18 protein-coding genes are annotated in these 23,516 nt (G+C 44.7%); 10 read left to right on the top strand and 8 right to left on the bottom strand.

What is annotated here, in order from left to right:
- Window positions 1-19: 19 nt before the first annotated feature.
- The 7 genes from J0K78_RS11965 to J0K78_RS11935 all read left to right on the top strand — a co-directional run bounded on the left by J0K78_RS11965 (window position 20) and on the right by J0K78_RS11935 (window position 8,721).
- Window positions 20-2,071 carry an alpha-glucosidase gene (locus J0K78_RS11965; protein WP_206947289.1) on the top strand — a complete coding sequence of 684 codons (2,052 nt, stop codon included), beginning with the start codon at window positions 20-22 and terminating at the stop codon, window positions 2,069-2,071.
- 78 nt (window positions 2,072-2,149) lie between these two features.
- A complete protein-coding gene (sftI, locus tag J0K78_RS11960) occupies window positions 2,150-3,493 on the top strand; it encodes a sulfoquinovose isomerase (protein ID WP_206947288.1) in 1,344 nt (447 codons plus the stop codon).
- Window positions 3,494-3,510: 17 nt separating this feature from the next.
- Window positions 3,511-4,677: a diphosphate--fructose-6-phosphate 1-phosphotransferase gene (locus J0K78_RS11955; protein WP_206947287.1), complete on the top strand. Its 1,167-nt coding sequence runs from the start codon at window positions 3,511-3,513 to the stop codon at window positions 4,675-4,677.
- Window positions 4,667-5,398: a GntR family transcriptional regulator gene (locus J0K78_RS11950; protein ID WP_206947286.1), complete on the top strand. Its 732-nt coding sequence runs from the start codon at window positions 4,667-4,669 to the stop codon at window positions 5,396-5,398. Before J0K78_RS11955 ends, J0K78_RS11950 begins: the two co-directional genes overlap by 11 nt.
- Before the next feature lie 15 nt (window positions 5,399-5,413).
- Complete coding sequence (locus J0K78_RS11945) at window positions 5,414-6,304, top strand: class II fructose-bisphosphate aldolase (protein ID WP_206947285.1); 891 nt, start codon at window positions 5,414-5,416, stop codon at window positions 6,302-6,304.
- Window positions 6,305-6,324: 20 nt separating this feature from the next.
- Complete coding sequence (locus tag J0K78_RS11940) at window positions 6,325-7,758, top strand: aldehyde dehydrogenase family protein (RefSeq protein ID WP_206947284.1); 1,434 nt, start codon at window positions 6,325-6,327, stop codon at window positions 7,756-7,758.
- 57 nt (window positions 7,759-7,815) lie between these two features.
- Complete coding sequence (locus J0K78_RS11935) at window positions 7,816-8,721, top strand: AEC family transporter (protein WP_206947283.1); 906 nt, start codon at window positions 7,816-7,818, stop codon at window positions 8,719-8,721.
- Window positions 8,722-9,028: 307 nt separating this feature from the next.
- Here the strand turns inward: J0K78_RS11935 and J0K78_RS11930 are convergent, their stop codons facing one another.
- The 3 genes from J0K78_RS11930 to J0K78_RS11920 all read right to left on the bottom strand — a co-directional run bounded on the left by J0K78_RS11930 (window position 9,029) and on the right by J0K78_RS11920 (window position 12,696).
- Entirely contained in the window at window positions 9,029-10,387 is a 1,359-nt protein-coding gene (locus tag J0K78_RS11930) for a GntP family permease (protein ID WP_206947282.1), read from the bottom strand.
- Between the two features lie 17 nt (window positions 10,388-10,404).
- Window positions 10,405-11,526: a glycerate kinase gene (locus J0K78_RS11925; protein WP_206947281.1), complete on the bottom strand. Its 1,122-nt coding sequence runs from the start codon at window positions 11,524-11,526 to the stop codon at window positions 10,405-10,407.
- 123 nt (window positions 11,527-11,649) lie between these two features.
- Window positions 11,650-12,696, bottom strand: coding sequence for a CdaR family transcriptional regulator (locus J0K78_RS11920; RefSeq protein ID WP_206947280.1), 1,047 nt, complete (start codon window positions 12,694-12,696; stop codon window positions 11,650-11,652).
- A gap of 142 nt (window positions 12,697-12,838) precedes the next feature.
- On the opposite strand from J0K78_RS11920, the gene J0K78_RS11915 reads away from it, so the two are divergent.
- Complete coding sequence (locus J0K78_RS11915) at window positions 12,839-13,345, top strand: pyroglutamyl-peptidase I (protein WP_370551117.1); 507 nt, start codon at window positions 12,839-12,841, stop codon at window positions 13,343-13,345.
- 132 nt (window positions 13,346-13,477) lie between these two features.
- On the opposite strand, the gene J0K78_RS11910 is transcribed toward J0K78_RS11915, so the two are convergent.
- From J0K78_RS11910 to J0K78_RS11890, 5 genes are all read right to left on the bottom strand, one after another.
- A complete protein-coding gene (locus J0K78_RS11910) occupies window positions 13,478-14,677 on the bottom strand; it encodes a M14 family zinc carboxypeptidase (protein WP_206947279.1) in 1,200 nt (399 codons plus the stop codon).
- A 13-nt stretch (window positions 14,678-14,690) separates the two neighbouring features.
- Window positions 14,691-16,391, bottom strand: coding sequence for a M4 family metallopeptidase (locus J0K78_RS11905; protein WP_206947278.1), 1,701 nt, complete (start codon window positions 16,389-16,391; stop codon window positions 14,691-14,693).
- Window positions 16,392-16,744: 353 nt separating this feature from the next.
- Window positions 16,745-17,869: an alanine racemase gene (gene alr, locus J0K78_RS11900; protein ID WP_206947277.1), complete on the bottom strand. Its 1,125-nt coding sequence runs from the start codon at window positions 17,867-17,869 to the stop codon at window positions 16,745-16,747.
- A gap of 59 nt (window positions 17,870-17,928) precedes the next feature.
- Window positions 17,929-19,059: an alanine dehydrogenase gene (ald, locus tag J0K78_RS11895; protein ID WP_206947276.1), complete on the bottom strand. Its 1,131-nt coding sequence runs from the start codon at window positions 19,057-19,059 to the stop codon at window positions 17,929-17,931.
- Window positions 19,060-19,164: 105 nt separating this feature from the next.
- Window positions 19,165-20,415: a PucR family transcriptional regulator gene (locus J0K78_RS11890; protein WP_206947275.1), complete on the bottom strand. Its 1,251-nt coding sequence runs from the start codon at window positions 20,413-20,415 to the stop codon at window positions 19,165-19,167.
- 235 nt (window positions 20,416-20,650) lie between these two features.
- Here J0K78_RS11890 and J0K78_RS11885 point away from each other — a divergent pair, with 235 nt between their 5' ends.
- Together J0K78_RS11885 and J0K78_RS11880 are read left to right on the top strand one after the other, a co-directional pair.
- Complete coding sequence (locus J0K78_RS11885; protein WP_206947274.1) at window positions 20,651-21,727, top strand: YkvI family membrane protein; 1,077 nt, start codon at window positions 20,651-20,653, stop codon at window positions 21,725-21,727.
- A gap of 130 nt (window positions 21,728-21,857) precedes the next feature.
- Window positions 21,858-23,507 carry a glycoside hydrolase family 13 protein gene (locus tag J0K78_RS11880; protein WP_206947273.1) on the top strand — a complete coding sequence of 550 codons (1,650 nt, stop codon included), beginning with the start codon at window positions 21,858-21,860 and terminating at the stop codon, window positions 23,505-23,507.
- Window positions 23,508-23,516 lie beyond the last annotated feature (9 nt).

Genomic DNA, 23,516 nt, shown 5'->3' with positions numbered 1-23,516 from the left:
TTCAAGGAGGATTTCATCTATGCAGACGAAACAAAAACAAGGGCTATCCATTCAATATCAAAGAAATACGTTCGAAGTTGTGCTCGATGGACGTATGATCCTTGAACATACACCGACGTCCCCGTGTTTATTTGTCGGTCAAGGAGAAGAAAAAATTGAGATGTACCGTGGAAATTATGAGATTGAAGATTATGTGGTGGAACGCTTCGGACTGAGAAGTTTTGAAGTCATTGAAGAAAGCGCACAGGGTTTCCGTATTGATTTTAAGCGGACTTCCATGGATTCTGAAACTCTATCTGTAGCCTTCAGCTATGAAAATCAAAATCTGAAACTGGATTTTTCAGGAGATCGAAAGGCCTTCAATCGTTTTTGGGTTCGTATCCCTGCTGATTCCACAGAAAAGGTGTACGGATGCGGGGAGCAGATGTCTCACCTGAATTTGCGGGGCAAGCATTTCCCATTATGGACCTCTGAGCCAGGTGTTGGCCGCAACAAAAACACGTACACTACTTTTCTAGCAGACCTTCATGATAAGGCAGGGGGCGACTATTATCATACCAATTACCCTCAGCCGACATTCCTGTCTTCAAAGAAGTATTTCTGTCATGTCGATACGACTGCTTATGCCGACTTTGATTTTCGAAAAGATCATTATCATGAACTCCAAGTGTGGGAAGTCCCGTCGCAAATGATGTTTGAAACGGGAGCAAGCATCAAAGAGTTAGTGTCTCGACTGACTCATCATCTAGGAAGACAGCCGGAGCTTCCGGAATGGACTTATGATGGCATCTGGCTCGGAATGCAAGGCGGCACGGATGAGGTTCAAAAGAAAATCGATGCTGCACGTGATAAAGGCATGAAGGTAGGGGCTGTCTGGGCTCAGGATTGGCAGGGAAAAAGAGTCACTTCTTTTGGCCGCCGTTTGAACTGGAATTGGCAGTGGGATGAGAACGAATACCCTGAACTGGACCAAAAACTGAAAGAATGGAAAGAACAAGGCATCCGTTTCTTAGGCTATATTAATCCTTATTTGATTTTAGATGGAGCATTGTATAAAGAAGCTGCGGCGAATCATTATTTTGTCCTCAATCGACAAGATGACGTTTATTTAGTGGACTTTGGTGAGTTTGACTGTGGAATTGTCGATCTCACGAACCCGGCAGCCTTTGAATGGTATAAGAGCGTCATTCAAAAGTACATGATTGATTTCGGTTTAGATGGCTGGATGGCTGATTTCGGAGAATACTTGCCGACCGATGCCAAGCTCCACAATGGTGAGCCTGCCATGCTTATGCACAATGCCTGGCCGATGCTGTGGGCAAAAGTCAATTTCGAAGCTGTTGATGAAGCTGGTAAAACAGATGACATTGTCTATTTCATGCGTGCAGGCTACACAGGAAGCCAAAAGTACTGCCGATTGTTGTGGGCGGGAGATCAGAGCGTCAACTGGGATCTTGATGATGGAATCGCGTCTGTCATCCCTGCTGCACTGTCTGCGGGCCTTGTCGGAAATGGGCTTCACCACAGCGACATCGGAGGATACACGAGTCTGCATGGAAACAAGCGTTCCAAAGAATTGCTGCTTCGCTGGGTGGAACTCGCTGCTTTCACGCCGGTAATGAGAAGTCATGAAGGAAACCGCCCGACCGATAGTCACCAGTATGATCATGATGAAGACACGATGGATGCATTTATAAGAATGACAGATGTCCATGTGACATTGGCCCCTTATTTGAAAGATCTTGTGAAAGAAAATGCGGAAAAAGGGATTCCGGTTCAGCGGCCTTTGTTTATGGAATTTGAAGATGATGCACTGACGTATGACCTTCAATACCAATACATGTTGGGAGACGATGTACTTGTTGCACCTGTCTACGAGGAAGCAACGAGCCAGTGGAATGTTTATCTTCCGAATGAAACATGGGTTCACCTCTGGAGCGGTGAAGAATTTGACGGCGGCCATGTAGAAGTTTCCGCTCCTATCGGTCAGCCTCCTGTTTTTTATAAAAAAGAATCCGCCTACGCCGATCTCTTTGAGAAGATTCGGGAAAAACATATGCCGGTAAAATAAAAAGGTAATAACCTTTGTTAAAAGGTAGGTATGTATGGTATGATGTTTTCAAATAGAGAAAAAAGGTGGGACGGATCAATGAGTATGAAAGTATTGTATCTTCCAATTGGGAGAAAAACATTTGATTTAGAAGCAGGAGAAATCCAAAGGAAAAAGAGTTCGGAGATGTTGAACGAGTTAGGCATTGAAGTGATTGAACCGGAGGGCATCCTTACTTCACCGGATGACTTGAACGACTTTTTGAAAGCGATTGCTAAGGATGACATCGGCGTTTCCATTTATCAAAGTGTCACGTTCGCGGATGGTGAATTTGTGGAAACACTGATCAAGCAGGTGGAAGCGCCTGTCATGGTGTGGTCCATTCGTGAACCGAGCATTAACGGACGTTTGCGCTTAAACTCCTTAACGGGTGGGAACAGCACCAGCCACGTGTTGAAATGTGCGAAGCATCCTTATTCCTTCCTTTTCGGGAATCCGGAAGAGGCTCAAATTCGCGGGCGTTTAAAAAAATATTTAAAAGTTCAGCAGATGATTCAAGATTTAAAGCAATTCAAAATTGGCGTCATCGGGGAACACCCTCCTGGCTTCTTTTTCTCAGGAACAGACGAAGAAATGCTTCACAAGCAACTGGGGGTTGAAGTGAAAAGTGTGGATTTGATGAAAGCATTCGAAGAGTCTAAGAAACTATCAGAAGGAGAATGGGAACATGCGATTGACCGAGCGCAGCAGCAGGTGATCGGTTTGAACAGAAATGATGAAACCGTTCAGCGTTTTGCTCAGTTCACGACTTATGTCGAGTCTGTCGTTAATCAAGAAAACCTTTCGGGACTTGCCATCCGTTGCTGGCCGGAGTTTTTCAATGAATTAGGAGCAGCTGCCTGTTCAACCCTTTCCCAATTTACCGAAGATGGGATCGTCTCTTCTTGTGAGTCGGATATCCATGGTTCTGTTTCCATGTTTATTTTACAGCAGATGAGTGGAGGAAAAGCGCCTTACTTAGGAGATATGGTTCATGTGAATGAAGCGAGTAATTCAGTCGTCTTCTGGCATTGTGGCGCAGGTGCCTATTCTCTTGCTCACCCTGATCAGGGAGCGCAGCCTGGTGTGCACCCGAACCGTAAACTCGGATTTACGATGGAATTTGGTCTTAAGCCAGGGCAGGTGACGATGTTCCGCGTCAGCTATACACCAGATGGATATCGTCTGCTTGTTATGAGAGGAAATGCATTGGATACTCCGAAACGTTTCAACGGGACGTCTGTAGAAGTAGAACTTGAGACAGAGATCAATGACACGCTGTACAGTTTAATGGAAGAAGGTTTTGAGCCTCACTATGCTCTCGTTTACGAAGATGTCGTTGAAGAGCTTGTGGAGCTTGGGCGTCAACTGGACCTTGAAACCATCGTTTATACGAGAGATTGATTGAAGGAGGACACCTGATGAAACATGTCGCAGTAGGGCAGGCAGGAGGACCGACAGCTGTCATCAACGCTACCCTGGCTGGTTTTGTTGAAAGTGTAAAAGAACAGTGTCAATTGACCTTCGTTGAAGGAGGTTATCAAGGTCTGGTAGAAAAGAACTTTCTTTACGGTGATTCGGAAGTCATTGATTGGATTCTTGAAAATCAGTCAGTGCCGGGGGCGTGCCTACAATCCGGGCGTTACCCTTTTAACGATCAGGCAATTGCTGAAGCGGTCCATTCCCTGAAGAAGCACCAAATCGATACCCTCGTATTTATCGGCGGGAATGGAACGATGGAAGCTTTATTAAAGGTAAAAAGAGAAGCCGAACGTCAAGGGTATTCTCTACAGGTGCTCGGACTTCCAAAAACGGTGGATAATGATTTGGGAGGCACAGACCATGCACCTGGTTTCGCAAGTGCAGCGAGATCGATCGCGCAGACGACGAAGGATTTGAGCCGTGATTTATATTCTATGAAAAATTTTGAACAGGTCCGCGTATTGGAAACGATGGGCAGGAATGCCGGATGGTTAGCTGCCGCTGCAGGAGCCTGGAGAGAGTATGCGGAGGAAGGCCCCCATTATATAGCTCTTCCTGAACAGCCATTGAATAAGGAAACTTTGTTAACAACAGTCAAAGAAGCTTTGAGTTCCTATGGTTACGCGATCGTTGTGGTCAGTGAAGGGGTTCAGTGGGAACAAGGATCTCAAATTGAACTCAATCAAGTAGGAGGACGCTCCATTCTTGGGGGTATTTCCAAGGAAGTCAGTGAATTTATCAAGGAAGAATTAAATGTAAATACAAGGGCGGAACTGTTGGGGATGAATCAACGGGCGGACACATCGGCTTTATCCCCCATCGATACCTATGAAGCTTATCAAATTGGCAGAGAAGGTGGTCGATGGGTGATGGAAGGGTATGATGAAGTAATGGTCGCTGTTGGGCGAAAAGCATCAAACTATTATACAATGGAGATAAAACCTGTAAAACTTGAAAAAGTGATTGCTGAGGGAGAACGGCTGTTACCAGCTCAATTCATCACAGATCTAAAGGCTTATTACCAATGGTTGACTCCACTGTTAGGAGGTGACCGGCCTTCTTATCCTCCGCTTTCGAGAAGGAGAGTCGAATATAGTGAACACTAAAGTGAACCCCAACAAAGATTTAGCCCTTTACTTACAATTGAAAGAATTATTCATTGATCGTATCCATAATGGACAATGGGAAGCAGATAAATTGATTCCGACCGAGCAGGAACTTATGAAGGAATTCGACGTCAGCCGCACAACGATCCGTCAGGCCATTTCCATTCTCGTGCAGGAAGGATTGGTAGAAAAGAAACAAGGGCGCGGAACTATCGTGAAACCTAGAAAATTGAGCGGAAACTTAAGTCAATTGAAAGGGTTCGCTGAAGAGGTTCTGGAACGCGGGCAAGTTCCTCGAAGCAAGTTGATCCGGGCAGAGTTTAAATCCAATCTCCATCATGAAAAGTCCATGCTTGAGGTCAAAGACGATGAACCCATCTTGTTAATCGAGCGGATTCGTTTAGCGGATGAAATACCGGTGGCCCTTGAACGTACATGCTGGCCGAAAGAGATCGGCGAAATCCTGATGAAGCACAATTTGGATGAAGCGCGTTACTACGAAATTCTTGAAAACTACAACATTTATTTGAATAGAGCCAGCGAAAAGATAGCCGCCATCAATGCAACCATTGATGAAGCAGATGCTCTCGGAATACGGGGAGGCGAAGCTCTTCTTGAAATGACGAGGCTGAGCTTCGGTGTCAATGAACGACCGATTGAATACACGAAAACGAAATACCGTAACGATCAATACCATTATAGTCTTGAACTTAAACGATAAAAGGAGAGGTCGTCTATGCCATTTGTGGATGGAAAAACATTGCTAACCCATGCTTATGAGAACAAGTACGGAGTCGGAGCCTTTAGTGCTCATAATGCGGAAACCATTTTAGCTATATTAGAAGCTGCGGAAGAAAAGCAAGCCCCTGTGATGATCCAGATTGGACAAAAGGTGATTCAAACGCTGGGCTTGCAGCCGATGAAAGATATGGTCGATTCTTTTGCGAAGGATTTCACAGTCCCTGTGTGTATCCATCTCGACCATAGCCGCCAGTATGAGCAGACAATGGCAGCCATTCAGTCCGGCTTTCAATCCGTGATGTTTGACGGTTCGGGATATTCCTTTGAAGAGAATACACGAATTACGAAACAGGTGGTCAATGCTGCCCGGGCGCTTGGCATCGGCAGTGAAGGGGAAATCGGTAAAATTGGTGGAACTGAAGATGATATTACGGTAGACGAAAAAGATGCATTGATTACGACAACTGAGGAAGCAGTCGACTTTGTGAATGAAACGGATGTCGATTATTTAGCGGTATCCATAGGAACCGCCCATGGCATTTACAAACAGACACCAAATCTGCGTTTCGAAAGGTTGAAAGAAATCTCTGAAGCTGTGGCTCGACCAATCGTTCTGCATGGCGGTTCAGATGTGCCGGATGAACAAGTACAGGAAGCTATTAAGCTGGGGATCTCCAAAATCAATGTAGACACAGAACTTCGCCAGGCCTATACGCAAGGCTTACAGGATTATTTGGCTTCAAATCCAGAAGACATTGTTTTGGCTAATTCCTTAGGTGCAGGTCGTGAGCGAATGAAGGAAAAAGTCAAAGAGAAGATTGATGTCTTTGGAAGTGCTGGACGTTCGGAAGCATTTAGCAATGAACAAAAGATCGTAACGTTATAATATATAAGGAGGTTGTTGTAATGAATAAAGTAGCAACAGACTATTCTTTCGGTTTATTTATCAATGGCGAATGGCGCACAAAAGAAAACACCGTTCCTGTCTTGAACAAATACAATCAAGAAAAAATCGGTGAAACAGCCGTAACCAATGAATCCGATGTCAAGGAAGCTGTGGAAAGCGCCAAAGAAGCTTTTAAAGTGCCTTTCTCTTTATATGATCGTTATCAAGTTTTACTGAAAGTCGCTCAATTATTGAGAGACAACACCGAAGGGTTTGCAGCGGTGATTGCGCAGGAAGTCGGAAAACCGATTAATGAAGCAAGAGGAGAAGTAGGTCGTTCTGCCTTAACTTTAGAGAATTCGGCGGAGGAAGCAAAACGAATCCACGGCGAAGAAATCCCTGTCGAAGCAGCCCCGGGATCTGAAAATCGTAAAGCGTTCACAAGACGTTATCCTGTCGGTGTGGTTGCAGCCATTACGCCGTTCAATGTCCCGTTGAACCTTGTCTGCCACAAAGTTGGCCCAGCGCTTGCAGCTGGAAACAGTGTTGTTTTAAAACCCGCTGAGCAGACTCCGCTTACGGCTTTATTACTGACGAAGCTGTTTGAAGAAGCAGGACTTCCAAAAGGGAGACTGAATGTACTTACTGGAGAAGGTCATGAGGTAGGACCACTGCTGACATCCAATCCTGATGTGAATATGTTTACATTTACCGGGAGCCCGCAGGTCGGAGAACGGATTCGACAAGAAGCAGGCCTACGTGATGTCGCATTGGAACTTGGCAACAATTCCGCAACAATCGTTCACAAAGATGCCGAAGTTGAACAAGCGGCACAACTGGTCGCACAAAAAAGCTTTAACAATGCAGGGCAAGTGTGTATTTCCGTCCAGCGCGCCTACGTTCACGATGCTGTGTATGACCAGTTTCTTGAAAAAGTAAGAGAAGCGACCTCCCAAATCAAATTAGGAGACCCTATGGATCCTTCCACACAAATGGGACCAATGATTGCAGAAGAAGAAGCGGTTCGAGTGGAAGAATGGGTCAAAGAAGCGGTTGCAGAAGGGGCGGTTATTGAAACCGGAGGAAAGCGTGACGGTGTTTTCTACCAGCCTACCGTTCTTTCAAATGTTAATTCAGAAATGAAAGTTTGTAAACAGGAAGTGTTCGGTCCGGTCGTAGCGGTTGATTCCTATGCTGATGAAGATGAGGTCATCTCTTACGTCAATGACTCTGAGTATGGACTTCAGGCAGGGTTGTTCACAAACAGCCTGGCGTTTGCGATGAAAGCCATGGATCAGATTCACGTTGGTGGCTTGATTGTCAACGATACTTCCGGCTATAGAGTCGACCACATGCCATATGGCGGCGTGAAGAAGAGTGGAACAGGAAAAGAAGGTCCACGCTATGCCATTGAGGAAATGACAGAAGAGAAAATTGTTGTATTCAACTTGTAACTGGGAAGGGAGTCCATACGGCTCCCTTTTCTTAATTTAACTTATAGGAGAAAGCATATGGAGTTTATCACGATTTTACTGCCAATTTTCTTAGTATTTGGTATTGGTTATGGAGCTCAGAAGATCTTTCAATTCGATACTTCTACGTTTTCAAAACTAGCTCTTTATATTCTCGTTCCGTTCCTTGTCTTCCAGACGTTTTACGAAGAAAAGATCACCTTTTCCTATGTTTATATTTCAATCTATATGCTGGGATTGTGCATCATTATCATTGGCATCGTTTCTATTCTTTCCAAGATACAAAACTATACCGAAAAGGAAAGATGCGGGATGGTCTTGTCCTGTGCCTTCACTAATAATGGAAACTACGGCACACCACTTGTTTTGTTCTTATTCGGAACGGCAGGAATGGAAACCGCGATTGTCCTTATGGTCTTACAACAGCTGCTGATGAGTACCTTAGGCGTTTACTATGCGGCTAAAGGGGGAGGAGACAAGGGAGATGGAATGAAAGCTGCCCTGCGCTCCGTACGTCGGATGCCAATGGTTTATGGGGCTATAGCCGGGTTTCTTTTCCAAACGTTCGGCATATCTATCGGAGAGCTTAAAGGAGGCGTAGATTTAATTGCAAGTGCTACGATTCCTTTGATCATGCTTACCCTTGGCATGCAACTCGCGAACATCAAAGTCAAAGGGTTCGAATATAAGAAAGTATCCATCGCCTTAATGATCAAACTGGTAGCTGCTCCAGCCATCGCAGCCGCCATCGTTTGGGCAATGCCTGTCGATCCGTTGATGAAGCAAATTATGATCATTATGGCGGCCACTCCTACAGCTGCAAATACGACGATGTATGCCATCCAGTTTCAAACCGAACCCCAAACCGTTACGAGTGCAACTTTAGCAACCACAGTGCTCAGTTTAGTTACAATTCCTATTGTGATTTTTTTAGCCACATTATGATAGAATAGATCTCTTGAACCGAGTTGTCTTTTCTTCAACCCGAATTGATAGTGGATTGTTTTTTTTGCAGACCATTAAAAGGTAAGAGTCCGATTGGTGTTGTTCATACTGTTACTAAAGAGGTGATGGTATGGAGCATGATGAGGGGAACTTTTTCAAAGGATTATTATGGGCTGGATTGCTGTCTATGCCGATTTGAGGGATGATTGTTTTAGGTGTTTATTTCATTTGGTAACAGGAAATTTCACGCGAGCAAACATGGGAAAGTTAAAAAGGGAGACTTCCAATCTGGAAGTCTCCCTTCGTGTTATACCAATATGAACCAAAGAAATGATGTGACAATAATAGCCGTTATTCCTTGTAATAGTGTGCCCATCGTTTGAGCCTTGTAGGCTTGCGTAATGGACATCCCGCTGAATTCTTTAACGACCCAGAAATAGCTGTCGTTCACGTGGGAGACGACCATGGCGCCGGCACCTACGGACATGACAACAAGGGCCAGCGGTACTGCACCTTCGATTCCGATTTGCGGAAGAAGGGGAGCGATTAAGGTTGATGTGATGACGATCGCAGCAGTAGATGAACCTTGAGCACTTTTTAATGCGGCTGCGATAATGAATGGGATGAAGATGAATACCGCTCCGACTGCTACTTCATTTCCAGCAATCCCCTTAATAAGATCAGCGATACTTGTGGAGCTGATCACAGAACCGAAAGCTCCACCTGCTCCTGTAATCAACAGGATAGGAGCGGCTTCCTTGATGCCGATTCCGACCCATTCGGTAAGCGTTTCTTCATCATATTTTGGAAGAAGAGTAAAGGCGAATAAGACACCGACGAGAAGAGCGACAACAGGTGAACCTAGGAATAGGAAAAAGGAAAATAGCGGGCCTTCCCATCCAGCGAAAGTAATGACAGAGCTGAATCCAATGAGAAGAATTGGAATTAAAATGGGGGCAAAGGATTTAGAAGCCGAAGGCATATCACCAAAGCTGCTGACGACCTCGTCGTAATCATACAACGCATCATCTTCACTTTGTTCAATGTGAATGTTCTTACCGGCCTTGACCGCCCAGATGTATCCAACCAGGATAGCTGGGATCGCGACGATGATACCGAATAATATGACCGTTCCTAGATAATTCTGCGCACCGATATTCCCTGCCGCTGCGATAGGTCCAGGTGTCGGTGGCACTAAAGTGTGCGTGGCAAAAAGACCTGTAGACAATGCGATCGCCATGGATGCAACGGTCACCTTCGTTTTATTTGCAAGCGCTTTCTTTAAAGAGGATAAAATAACATAGCCTGAGTCACAGAATACCGGGATACTAACAATACTACCGATAGCGCTCATGGCAAGCTGTGGTCTCTTTTCCCCAACGATTCGTAAGACGACTTCAGCCATACGTAAGGCAGCGCCTGATTTTTCTAAAATGACACCGATGATTGTACCAAATACAATGACGAGTCCGATTCCTCCCATCAACCCTCCGAAACCGCCATTGACGGCCTCTACGACATCTCCGAGTGGCATACCGGATAAAATTCCGATAGCGAAAGCAGAAATCAAAAGAGAAAGGAAAGGGTGGAGGTTGAATTTCGCTGTGGCTACAATGACAAATAAAACACCGAGTAAAATAATAAGTACAAGTCCGAAACCTTCCATATACTTCTCACTCCTTTTTATTGTTTGGTGATCAACCTTGCAATTTGTCTTGTTGTCTCAAATAAATATTCTTCTGCGTTCTTCAGGCAGTCCTCTAGTGAGGAAGGACCTGGAGTTATGGAAAAACAGCTCGTAAACCTTTCATTTAATGCCCCGTAGTCATTGCTTAAACTTCCTGAAATGAGAAGAACAGGCGTATGGTTTTCTTTTGCAAGTTCAGCTACATAGCCGGGTGCTTTCCCATAAAGGGTCTGTTCATCGCTTTGACCTTCGCCAGTGATGACGTAATTAGCACCGCGGATGGTCTCTTGGAGCTGGATGGCATCGCCGACTAACTTTGCGCCTGATTCAAGCTGAGCACCAATGGTTAGAAAAGCAAAGCCGAGGCCACCGGCTGCACCAGCACCGGGCGTGTTCATGATGTTTTTATCAAGCACCTCTTCCACGAGTTTTCCATAGTGGTCTAGAGATTGGTCATAAGCATAGACCTGCTGCTCGGTCGCTCCTTTTTGTGGGCCATAGACATGACTGGCACCTCGGTTTCCGGTCAGTGGATTGTCTACATCAGAAGCAACATGAATTTTAATATTTCTCAGGCGGGAGTCCAATCCGGACAAATCTACTTTTTTCACAGTATGTAGATCCTTCCCGTGGATCCCCGTTATCTGACCGCTTTCATCGTAGGTTTTCATCCCCAGCGCCTGTAACATTCCGAGACCGCCGTCATTCGTAGAGCTCCCCCCGATAGCTACAATCAAGTCCGTGCATCCTTCATCCAACGCATGCGTGATTGCCTGCCCGATCCCATAGCTCGTTGTGTGATCGGGATTACGTTTTTCGGTCGGTACGAGTGGTAAGCCGGCAATTTCTGCTCCTTCGATGACCGCTCGATCATCGTCCAGTTTTACATACCAGCTTTCCCGCTCTTCTCCTAAAGGCCCTTTGCATGAAAATTGAATTTTTTCGTGCGGCACAGAGGTAGAAAATACGTCTAAGGTACCTTCTCCACCATCAGCCATTGGCTTCTTGATGGTTTCTATATTTGGATTTACCGAATGAAAAGCCTTTTCCATAATTTCAGCGACTTGAATGGAAGACAAACTTCCTTTGTACGAATCAGGGGCAAAAGCAACCTTCATCATTCACCCTCCTTTACTATATTTGCTTACTTTCTATTCAACAGGAAATAAGAAACGATAACAATTGATGGGATCTACAAAATATCAGAAAATTGTAAACGTATTCTTGTGCAAATGCACAAATCATCGGTTGATTAAAATCGCTTGTAAGATCATCGCATCTTTGAAACACCGTGCATCCAACCCTACTTTTTTATGAACTTGATCCAGACGGTAATGGAGTGTGTTTCTGTGGATATGCAATCCATCAGCAGTCCGGTTCATTTTTAAGTCGTTTTTGAAAAAAGAATCAAGTGTTTCTAAATAAGGTGCTTCTAATCGGTTCAAACGATTGGCGAAAGGTTCCGTGATCTCTATGTACGTCTCTTTTGTAATGCTTGAAAGTAGCCGTTCAACCTTAAACGCTCCGCTGTAAATCATCTCTCCAGCTTTTCCTGCAATCTCTATCGACTGTGATGCTTGTTGGAAAGATGTATAAATACCTTTGGCACTGTACCCTGGTTCACCAACAGCGGCGGGTCCTTCTGTTTGGAAGGGTGGAATATGCTCTTGGAATGGAAGAGGCATGACCACTGAATTTTCCTGAAAAGGGAGGATGAAAAGAGGACGTAATTGCAGCTGTTCTGCCTGTCTTCGGAGTCTCTCTGTAAAATCAAAAGGTGAGGTTGTCTGGAAAACGACCACCTGCCATGCTTTCTTAAGGTCTGCTCGTAAAGAGTAGCGGGCTTCTTTTTCCAGCTCTTCCATATCTTCATCTGAAATGAGCCGATGAAACCAGTGGTTCCATTGTCTTTCCTGATAGAAACTCTGTTTCTGAATATATAATTGTTCCAGCGCGATCTCGACCGATCCTTGGGTCATTCCGGCTGCTTGGTAGACTTGATCTGGATTTCCTGTCAAACCGACGACACCTGCAAGTTCTCCTCTATGAAAAATCGGCAGATTAACCCCAGGTTTTGTATTGGAATATTGGGATGAGATGTCTTTGGTTATTTGCTGGGCTTCCAGCGTTTCTATCACTCTTTGTGCTCCACCATGGACTTGATTGATGCGGGCGTGGTCTGTGCTGGCCACAATTTTTCCGGTCGGATCCATTAGGTTGATGGCTACATCGATGTATTTAGAGAGGCGATGGATGATTTCCTGTCCCAGGTGATCAGTAAGTTCCATGTTGGATCACTCCTTTTTTTATCATTCTATCAGATTGGACATGGGTAGATTCCCTAAAGGAGATGAGAAGTTATTCCATAGGGTTTAGAATAATGGATAAGGATGTTTTGTAGAGGGAGTTCAGCGAAAAGGGGGAAGAAACATGAAAAAATTATTGCTCACTGGGTTTGAACCTTTTTTGGATTACTCATTGAACCCGACCGAGGAAATTGCACGGGCATTAGATGGAGAGACAATCAACAATTATACAATTGTGGCCAAAGTCTTACCCGTCGACTATAATAAATCCGGCGATCAATTGGTGTCTTTTATTGAAGAAGTTCGACCCGATTCTGTTCTTTCGCTGGGTCTTGCTGCAGGAAGGTACAAAGTGACACCGGAGAGAATAGCGATTAACTGTAATGAAAGTAAGGAAGAAGATAATGAAGGAAATCAGTTTGAAGGAGATTTGATTGATGCGGAAGGAGCAGATGGATTGTTTTCTACTTTGCCTATTCGAACCTTCGTTGAGGCGTTGAATGACAAGGGATATCCTGCTGAAATCTCTAACACTGCCGGGACGTACTTATGTAATCATGTGATGTACAGAGGGCTGAATCATTTTAAGAAAAAGAATATGGAGATTCATTCATATGCCGGCCTCTCATGATTTAGCTGTCCAGCATGGGGATTTACCGAGTTGGTCGCAGGAGGATTTAACGAGAGCTGTGAGAGAAATGATTCGTTCTCTTCCATAATGCAAAAGAGAGCAAGGGGAATCAGGCCCCTTGCTCTTCTTATGTTATAAGCTTGGACGATAAGCTGTTTCTGGAATTTCTTCATAATCTTCAGGATCTAAATTTTCAACCCTGTCCGTTGCTACACCATCAATAATCCCTCTGAGACCCGTTTCTACGGCTTTTACGAGCATCCCTTTTTTCTTCTGCCCGAGACTCTGTGTCTGTCCCGTCACTTCAAAAAGGACCGTGCCGCTGCCATTAAGGGCAAAGGAACCTAAGGCTGTGCCTGGAAGGTCCAGTCCCTGGCTGTACAGAGTGATGTTATCGAATGGAGAGTTCCCCATTTCCTGCAGGGCATCGTAGGCGGCGACATTCAACTGGCGGGAGTAATCGAAATCATAGTTATCTGAATACTCGGAGTACTTCGATCCTTCTTCTGAGCTTGGATCAGGGACAAATTGTCCGGATAGAGACAAGGTGACGGGATCACTTGTGCCATCCACATAATAGAGTCCCTGGTGGTGGAGGTCTATGAAAACATCGACTGTTCCGAATTCCTCCTGCAAGTTTTTATACACATTACGAACCGTTTGAGCTTCCGGTGTGATGTACCAGCCTGGCTGTGAGGAAGAACCTGGAACATCTTCTGCCTCTGGAACATAATCCAAATCAGGATTAAAGTCGCGGTTTACATCAAAACCTGGATTGACTGCATAGTTGTCGCCCTGAATGTTGGGGGCAGTATAGTAATTCCATGTCGGCCCACCTGCATCAGCCAGTTGAGGGAAGTCTTCGACGACTTCTGACCACGTCATATCATTTCCGCGTCTGTCGAGCTCCGAGGCATCAGGGTTCATTTTAGGAAGGGTAACGAGTGTTACCTCTTCTCTGATTTTTTGCGCGTGAGGGGAGTTACTTGAACCCAAATAGCTTAATAGATTCAGAATGGCTTCGGTTCCTGTTTTTTCATTTCCATGGATTTCACTTTCAATAAGGATGACTTTATCTCCATGACCGACACGGGCTTGATAAATATCCAGTCCGTTATTGGATTGACCGACGACGTCGACTTTTACTGTTCCCTGGCTGGATTTTTCAATCTGCTCTAATTTTTTCGTCAGCTGACCATAGTCTGTCCAACCGGAGCTGCTGTAGGTTTGCTGTTCAGGTGTACCAGGGTGGTTTCCGGCTGCAAAAGTAGGGATGGCTACACTTGATGCCAATACGATGGAACTAGCGACAGCAAATACTTGTTTTTTCATAGACGATTCCTCCTTATTCTGTAATTCCTACTTGATTGAATCCATCTTCGGTAGCTTGAGCTTCTTTACTGTTTTCACCATAGAGGTCGACAGCAGATTGGATAAGTGATTCTCTAGCGTGGCTGAAGTCAGATTCCGGTTGCAAGTAGACAGTCAAAGCACGGTAATAGATTTGGCCGAGTTTTTCTTTTCCAATCTGTTCACCTGTGATGTAAGCCGCATGGTTGATGATGGAAGAGTTGATATGGACACCGCCATTATCCAAATCTAGCGGCAAGTCATAAAACTCATCCATGTGGGATGGATACATGCCGTTGCCATCTCCATATTCCACGTATTTTGCACCAACAGGATATTTGCTTGGATCACTCAGGCTTCTTAAGGATGTTCGCCCGGAAGCAATCGCGTCCTCCGCCATAATGTCTTCACCAATTTCCCAATCTTCCTCATCGACAAGTGCTCCAAAAATATCAGAGAAGGCTTCGTTTAAAGCTCCGGATTGGAAGCGGTATTTAAGACCTGCTGAGTTGGTTGTTACTCCGTGGGCCATTTCGTGTGCAGCAACATCAAGTCCAGCGGATAGAGGAATGAAGAACTCACCATCTCCGTCACCATACGTCATCTGCCGGCCGTTCCAGAAGGCGTTGTTGTAATCTTGTCCAAAGTGAACCGTCGACTTGATGGCCATTCCTTCCCCGTCAATGGAATTGCGGTCATGTTCTTCTAAATAATACTCGTACACTTTTTCAGAGTTGTAATGGGCATCAACGGCTGGTTTTTCATAATCATCCGTGAAGGCTGCATCGCTTGAAGAGAATAATTTATCTTGCAAGGCCGCGTAGTCCCAGCTGTTCTGCGCATCGTATGTGTAAATGCCGTCCAGGTTTTCGTGAGATTTGTCATACAGGTAAAAGTCTGTTCCGTTTGCTTCCACACCTTTTTCGTTGCTGTGGGAAATGTGGAGGTTACGGTGGTCACCGAGGACTCCAGTCCCTGATCCTTTGGAGGACTTATATCCATCCGCATGCATGAGGGCGTTGTATTTGTCAATCACCTCACCTGTGTTGGCGTCAACATATACAAACCAGTTTCCTGGATTTTCTCCAAGGAAGTTGACATTTACCTTGTAAGCGAGGTGATTTTCTTCTTGAAATGGATAGATTACAAGATTGGATGACGGAGACTCTACGAGTTGTTCTGGAGCTTTTACAGCTTCCTTAGCTATTTCCAAACCTTTCGCATCGCTTAATGCTACGTCCGTAGAAATATCTTTTTGTTCGATCGCTTCGTTGAACTGACCGTTTACGGTTTGGACTTTATTCTCCTTATCGTAGTGGACGGTCACCTGGTGGCCTTCTACAGGTACGCCATTCTTTTCCTGCTGAAGCTTGACGTGGGTCATTCCAAGGTCGTCTTTCGTAACTTCTGCGTTACCTAAACTATGTTCAGGATCATTTATTTTATAACCTTCCTTATTCTTGTTCAGGTGGGCTTTGGCAGAGGCCTCGTTCGCTTTTGTGTACTTCTCGTTTTGTTTTTCCTGTACAAAGAATGGACGATTGTCTTTATCCTTATGTACACTATTTTGCTGGATTTGTGCATGAGCATTTGAACTTGCGTTCTCACTGATCGCATAGGACTGTGCCGGTGCGACCGTTCCCATTAATAGGGCAGATGACAAGACCGCCATTGGAATCACGTGTTTTTTCTTCATAACCAACCTCCTTGTAATAATGTATCCAATTATAGGTAATAGAGGATAAAGTATACAGAGTAGATTGAACTGTTTGTATATTCTGAAAATAATGTCGAATATAAATGGTAGATAAGACTTTAATCACGGTTATTAGACACAATTACCGTCACACGAACATTTCGAGTTTCGAAATAGATTCCGACTATTGTACTAATGAAGAAGAAATATGGAGAATTGTGTAGAGTATAAGAATCGGAGTTGGGATTTTCTGTATGACCTGGTACGTAAAAATATGGAAGGAAAGAGAAAGGTTCAAAAATGTTAATAGATAAAGGTCACCCTTGATGTAAATAAATGGGTGACCTGGTGTGTTATTTATATACATACTTCCTTGGTACGCGTGTTCCGATTTGGCAGGTGATTTCGTAGTGGATGGTGTTGAGCTGATCGGCGATTTCCTGAAGGGGGATGTGGCCTTCCGTCCGATCTCCGAAGAAGGTGTATTCTGTCTCTTCGCCCGTTTCTCCGACTGCTGTGATATCCACCATGGTTTGGTCCATACACACTTTCCCTACGATCGGCGCTCTCTTCCCGTGGACGACCACATTCCCTTGGTTTGAAAGAGAGCGGGGGAGGCCGTCTCCATATCCGATGGGGACTGTGGCAACTTGTATCGGTTCCGCTGGTTCGTAGGATCTTCCATAACTGATGGGTTCGCCGGGATGGACGGTTTTCACCATGACAGGTTTTGTTTTTAAGCTCATCACTTGGTGGAGTGGGATTGATTCCCGCATATGTTCAGCTGGATAAAGTCCGTACAAGCTTACCCCCACCCGCACCATATCCAAGTGCATATGCGGAAAGGTGATGGTGGCCGCACTGTTGCAGCAGTGTTTGGTTGGAATGGCCCCATGTGCCTTTTCCACTTCTTCTACAACAGATAAAAAATGATCAAATTGTTGCTCTGTATAGGCAGGTTCCTCATTATCTGCGTCAGAGAAGTGAGTGAAGATCCCTTCCACATGGACAAATGGTGAGACATTTTGCTCTAAGAGCTGGATGATATCTTCAGCTTTTTTGAGACCAATCCGATGCATCCCGCTATCCACTTTGATATGAATATTCATAGAACTCTCCCGCTGATCGGCTTCTTGATTGACCTTTTCTAAGACTTCTTCTGTAAAGACGGTCAACGTAATGTCATGATCTATGGCTTCCGGGACGGCTTCTTTAGGCGTGTAGCCAAAAACAAGGATAGGGAGTGTGATTCCTGCTTTTCGCAATTCCAAGGCTTCTTCAATTATGGCAACACCTAAACGGTCCGCTCCAGCCTCAATCATGACTTCTGCACATTCCAAAAGCCCATGGCCGTACGCATCAGCTTTGACGACTGCCATCAATTCACAGTCCTTATCGGTATGTTTTTGAAAGGCCTTCACATTGTTTCTGAGTGTTTTCATGGAAACTTCTGCCCATGTCGGACGATAGTTGATCATGATGATTCTCTCCTCTCTATGAAAAAAGCTCCCCCATCAATGTGGAGGAGCCTGTTGATTTATACGCGTGCCAAAGACTGAAGGGCTTCTTGTACAGGCTTGTAATCATAGCCCAGATCACGAGCAACGGCTTCATAAGTCAAGTGGCCGTTGGCTGTGTTCACACCTGCTTCAATCGCTTTATTATCTTCAACTGCTTTGTTTACCCCTTTAGAAGCGATTTGCAAAGCGTAAGGGATCGTTACGTTTGTAAGAGCGATCGTCGATGTGCGTGGAACAGCTCCTGGGATGTTTGCGACCGCATAATGAAGGACGCCGTGTTTTTCATAAATCGGATCATCGTGTGTCGTAATGTGGTCGACCGTTTCGAAGTTTCCACCCTGGTCGATGGCTACGTCAACGATGACAGAGCCGTCTTTCATTTCTTTGACCATGTCCTCGGTTACTAATTTCGGTGCTTTTGCTCCTGGAATCAGAACAGCTCCGATGACAAGATCTGCTTCTTTGACCGCTTCCGCAATGTTGAACGGATTGGACATCATGGTTTGGATGTCTTTGCCGAACTGATCATCCAGCTCGCGAAGGCGGTTAGGATTCAAGTCCAGTACGGTTACATGTGCACCAAGGCCGATGGCAATTTTCGCTGCGTTCGTACCAACGATACCTCCGCCAATGATGACGACTTTTCCGCGGGAAACGCCAGGAACGCCGCTCAGGAGGATTCCTTTTCCACCGAAGGATTTCTCAAGGTATTGAGCTCCGACTTGTGTCGCCATACGTCCAGCCACTTCACTCATTGGAGTAAGAAGAGGAAGTTTGTTATCAACAGCCACCGTTTCATAAGCAATGGCCGTGACTTCGTTTTCAACTAATGCTTTTGTCAGTTCAGGTTCCGCTGCAAGGTGAAGGTATGTGAACAGAATAAGACCTTTACGGAAGTATCCATATTCAGATGGTAGTGGTTCTTTTACTTTCATTACCATTTCTGAATTCGACCAAATATCGGAAGCGGTTTCAACAATCTCAGCACCAGCATCACGGTATTCTTCGTCGGTAAAATTACTTCCTGTACCGGCTTGAGTTTCGATGCGGATCGTGTGTCCGGCTTTCATGAGATTGATGACACCTGAAGGCGTAATCGCTACGCGGTTTTCATTGTTTTTAATTTCTTTTGGAATTCCGATAATCATGGGGAACGTCCACCTTTCAAATTGAATGTAAACAAAGTATAGCCCGCCTGCGAATATTTTTGTTTAGGTGAAAGTGAAAAAATAAACAGGAGGATTTGTGTAAAATCACAAATCCTCCTGTTCGTTCTCATAGATCAGTAAATCCAGGTAGAGCATTGTCTTCTGGTTCATATCTTTGAAGTCAACGTTGCCGATCTCTTTAATCCGCTTCAGTCGATAGTTCAATGTATTGGTATGAATGTGCATATGAGCGGCTGCCTGGTGTACGTTGCTGTTTTTCTCAAGAAAAACCTTCAATGTTTCAAGCAGCATAGAGTTGTTCCGTTCATCGTACGCTTTGATATTGGTCAGGGCGGCGTTTTTGTAATTTTCCCGTTTTTGTAGAACCGACAGTTCATTAAGGAATTGATAGACACCAAGATCCTGGTAGTTGTCGACGTTCTCAAGCCCTGCGGAATACTGTTCTTTTAATTCAAGGACTTTTAATGCCTGCTTATAACTGTCGCTGATTAATGTGGGGGAGTCATAGATCAGACCGAAAGCCCCTTTTAAATCCTCAAAATTGAGACGTTCCTTCATCTTTTGTGTGAATTCACGAATGAACGCCTGATTCATTTCATTCGCATCTTCCTTATTATCAGTACGGACAAGGAGAATGAGCTGCTGGTCATCGAAAATCCGGTTTACAATCCGGGTTTGATGAAGGGTTTCGGTTAAGTAATAGGCGTGACGTTCCACGGCTTGACTCATTTCTTCCGTAAATTCGAACACAGCTACACAAAGCTGCCCCTGTAGATTCATATGAAACTTCTTCGCCAGTCGTTTGATTTCCGCCTGATTTTGTAGAGAGCCTGTCAGCAGCTGCCAGAAAAACTCTTTCCGGTTTTCTTCGGTCTTTTTCTTCTTTGCCTGTTGTCTCAATAAATGATGGCTGACCCACTGGGCGGCTTCTTTCATCTCATCCAAATGTTCAGCAGTTACGGAGAGATCGTTCGTCTGGGCCCAGATAAAACCGAGGATTTCGTTGTTCTTCCTGACAGAGACAGCTAACCTGTGACCGAGTCCAATGGAATCAATTGTTTTGACAATGAGCGGCTGGTCGCTTTCGAAAAGCTTGGCCATGATGCCTTGTTTCCATAACCCGTTGATGACATGTTCGGGCACTTTCCGTCTCATGATGGTTGCCGTTCTTGCTTCATCCACGTTTTTCTCATGTTTGCTGTATGAGACGATGCGGTGGTTGGCATCCTCAATGGTCACCGGACATCCTAAGGTTTCCGCGATGCTGTCAGCAAGCCCCTCGGGGGAATCGATGTAATCTTTATATGAATAGTTCATGTGTGATGAATGGTTCATAGCGGTACTCCTTATGGTGTGAATACCTATATATTATCATTGATTCTCTTAGAGAAACATCCATTTTCCTATTGAAGTATTTGTTAAATTGAACGAATATAGATGAGGGGATTTGTGGATTTTGCCCAATCACGGAAAGCGCATTCATGATAAACTGAGCCTGTCCCTTTGGTGTGTAAGCGTTTTACCATGCTGGGAAGGAACGAGACATCTTAGATTAAAGGAGGATTTTACCGTGAAAAAAGTACTTAAAATTGCAAGCGCTTTTATAGGGATCATCGTTGGTGCGGGCTTTGCCTCCGGCCAGGAGATTCTTCAATACTTTACGAGTTTTGGCTATTTAGGAACAATCGGGACAATCATTTCAACCGCTTTGTTCGCCTATATGGGCATGATGCTTGTGAAGCTAGGAACGAGAACACAGGCGACTTCACATAAGGAAGCGGTTTATAAAGTCAGTGGAAACAAGTGGCTTGGTAGAATTGTGGATTATGTTATCATTCTGACGTTATTTGGTGTTGGCGTTGTCATGATTGCAGGCGCGGGTTCGATTCCTAGTCAGCAATTCGGTCTGCCACCGCTCGTCGGTGTCATTGTCATGAGTGTGATTGTGGTGGCGACCATTATGATGAATGTGGACAAAGTCGTTAATGTCATTGGAAGTATTACACCGTTTTTAATCATTACTGTTTTAATTATATCCGGCTACAGCTTGTTTACGATGGATCAGTCCTTCAGTGATTTGAACGCTGTTGCCGTTGATCAGCCATCCGCTTTATCCAACTGGTTCCTTTCCGCCATCAATTACGTTTCCTTTAACGTGGCGGTAGGGGCGTCGATGTCCTTGCTGATGGGAGGAAACGAGAAAGATGAACGGACGTCAGCGCTCGGCGGGCTCCTTGGAGGATTAGGGCTCGGAATTATGATTGTCATCAGCCATCTGGCTATTTTCTCAAAAGTCGATACTGTTGCCTCGTATGACATGCCGCTTCTCGCGCTTGTCGATGGTCTGTCTCCGGTATTAGGAACATTTTATTCAATTGTTTTGTTCGGGATGGTCTTCAATACAGCCGTCAGCATGTTCTTCTCCTTTGCTGCCCGTTATACCAAAGTCGGGACAAGCCAGCATAAGAAGTTCGTACTCATTACAGGAGTCGTCGCTTTCGGGCTCAGCTTTGTAGGATTCACTGAACTTGTCGCGTTCTTCTACCCACTGATCGGGTATATGGGACTGTTCCTAATCCTTGCACTGGTCACAGCACCATTCCGACTGAAAAAAGAATACAAAAATGCAGAACGCCTATCCGCATAAACCAAAAGACCACCTTTTAGAGGTGGTCTTTTTTCCATTATCTGTATGACCTGGTGCAACAAATAATGGAAGTGCACGGCGGTTATGCGTTATGGTTATATGAGAAGGTTTTCATAAGGGAGTGGAAGAGATGAATAATCAAGAATGGTGGAAGAAGAGTGTCGTCTATCAAATTTATCCGAAGAGCTTTAATGATACAAATGGGGATGGAATTGGGGATATCCCGGGGATTATAGAGAAGCTGGATTACTTGAAAAAGTTGGGCGTAGACGTTCTTTGGCTGTCCCCCATCTATGATTCTCCACAAGCAGATAACGGTTATGATATTCGGAACTACCGCGAAGTGGATAGTCTTTTTGGAAAGATGGAAGATCTGGAACGACTGTTGGCAGAGGCTCATAAGAGAGACTTGAAGCTGGTTATGGACCTCGTCGTCAATCACACGTCTGATGAACATCCATGGTTTGTAGAGTCATCTAAGTGCAAGGATAATCCATATCGTGATTATTACATATGGAAAGATGGCAAAGAAAACGGAGAGCCACCAACAAACTGGAGCTCTGTTTTCAGTGGCCCGGCTTGGACTTATGATGAAAAGACAGGCCAATATTACTTGCACATCTTTGCAAAGAAGCAGCCTGATTTAAACTGGGAAAACCCGAAGCTTCGGGAAGATGTGTACGATATGATGAAGTTTTGGCTGGGTAAGGGGATGGATGGGTTCCGGATGGATGTCATCAACTTTATCTCTAAAGACCCGGACTATCCGGATGGAGACAATGGGGATGGCAGTCCTTATTTTATGAACGGCCCTCGTGTCCATGAATTTTTGCAGGAAATGAATCAGGAAGTTCTATCAAACTATGATGTGATGACCGTCGGGGAAATGCCGGGTTCTTCTCCCGAAGATGCCAAGCGTTACACAGATCCTGCGAATGAAGAGTTGAACATGATCTTCACATTTGAGCATATGGATTTGGATTCGAACGGAGATAAGTGGAACTGGACGAATCTGAACCTCGTAGATTTGAAGGAGAACTTTGAAAAATGGCAGACTGCACTCCATGGTGTGGGTTGGAACAGTTTATACTGGAACAATCATGACCAGCCTCGTATTGTTTCCCGTTTCGGTAATGATGGGGAGTACCGGGTGAAGTCGGCGAAAATGCTCGGAATCTGCCTCCACTTGATGCAGGGGACGCCATATATTTACCAAGGCGAAGAGCTTGGGATGACGAACGTCCACTTTGACACACTGGAAGATTACCAGGATATTGAACTATTGAATATGTATAAAGAGAAGAAGGAACAAGGATGGTCTCATGAAGATCTCATGAAAGCCATCTATGTAAAAGGGCGTGACAATGCCCGGACACCGATTCAGTGGAACAATAAGATAAATGGTGGATTTACGGACGGAACCCCATGGATACAAGTGAATACGAATTATAAAGAAATTAATGCGGAGCGCGCACTGGAAGATAGAAACTCTGTTTTCTATTTCTATCAACAGTTGATCCGCCTGAGAAAAGAAAACGATATCATCACCGACGGTCGTTTTGAACTGTTGATGAGAGAAGATCCACATGTTTTTGCCTATAAGCGTGTGAGTGATGAAGGAAGTCTTCTTATCGTCTGTAACTTTTCTTCAGAAGAAGTGGCGTTAGATGAGGAAATTGTAAAAGAGATGGAAGGAAAGCCTGTCGTAATTACAAATGAAACAGAATCATCGAATCGTGGAAAAGTAGCTCCCTATGAAGGAACGGTATATACACTTTAATGGGAATAA

This window comes from Halobacillus sp. GSS1, assembly GCF_017307035.1.
GTDB lineage: Bacteria > Bacillota > Bacilli > Bacillales > Halobacillaceae > Halobacillus > Halobacillus litoralis.
The sequence above is the reverse complement of the archived record's forward strand: the minus strand, read 5'-3'. Positions and strand labels throughout refer to the sequence as shown.

Coding starts and splice junctions, on each gene's coding strand:
- J0K78_RS11965 (WP_206947289.1), top strand. CDS start 20: ATGCAGACGAAACAAAAACAAGGGCTATCCATTCAATATCAAAGAAAT.
- sftI (WP_206947288.1), top strand. CDS start 2,150: ATGAGTATGAAAGTATTGTATCTTCCAATTGGGAGAAAAACATTTGAT.
- J0K78_RS11955 (WP_206947287.1), top strand. CDS start 3,511: ATGAAACATGTCGCAGTAGGGCAGGCAGGAGGACCGACAGCTGTCATC.
- J0K78_RS11945 (WP_206947285.1), top strand. CDS start 5,414: ATGCCATTTGTGGATGGAAAAACATTGCTAACCCATGCTTATGAGAAC.
- J0K78_RS11940 (WP_206947284.1), top strand. CDS start 6,325: ATGAATAAAGTAGCAACAGACTATTCTTTCGGTTTATTTATCAATGGC.
- J0K78_RS11935 (WP_206947283.1), top strand. CDS start 7,816: ATGGAGTTTATCACGATTTTACTGCCAATTTTCTTAGTATTTGGTATT.
- J0K78_RS11930 (WP_206947282.1), bottom strand. CDS start 10,387: ATGGAAGGTTTCGGACTTGTACTTATTATTTTACTCGGTGTTTTATTT.
- J0K78_RS11925 (WP_206947281.1), bottom strand. CDS start 11,526: ATGAAGGTTGCTTTTGCCCCTGATTCGTACAAAGGAAGTTTGTCTTCC.
- J0K78_RS11920 (WP_206947280.1), bottom strand. CDS start 12,696: ATGGAACTTACTGATCACCTGGGACAGGAAATCATCCATCGCCTCTCT.
- J0K78_RS11915 (WP_370551117.1), top strand. CDS start 12,839: ATGAAAAAATTATTGCTCACTGGGTTTGAACCTTTTTTGGATTACTCA.
- J0K78_RS11910 (WP_206947279.1), bottom strand. CDS start 14,677: ATGAAAAAACAAGTATTTGCTGTCGCTAGTTCCATCGTATTGGCATCA.
- J0K78_RS11905 (WP_206947278.1), bottom strand. CDS start 16,391: ATGAAGAAAAAACACGTGATTCCAATGGCGGTCTTGTCATCTGCCCTA.
- alr (WP_206947277.1), bottom strand. CDS start 17,869: ATGATCAACTATCGTCCGACATGGGCAGAAGTTTCCATGAAAACACTC.
- ald (WP_206947276.1), bottom strand. CDS start 19,059: ATGATTATCGGAATTCCAAAAGAAATTAAAAACAATGAAAACCGCGTA.
- J0K78_RS11890 (WP_206947275.1), bottom strand. CDS start 20,415: ATGAACCATTCATCACACATGAACTATTCATATAAAGATTACATCGAT.
- J0K78_RS11880 (WP_206947273.1), top strand. CDS start 21,858: ATGAATAATCAAGAATGGTGGAAGAAGAGTGTCGTCTATCAAATTTAT.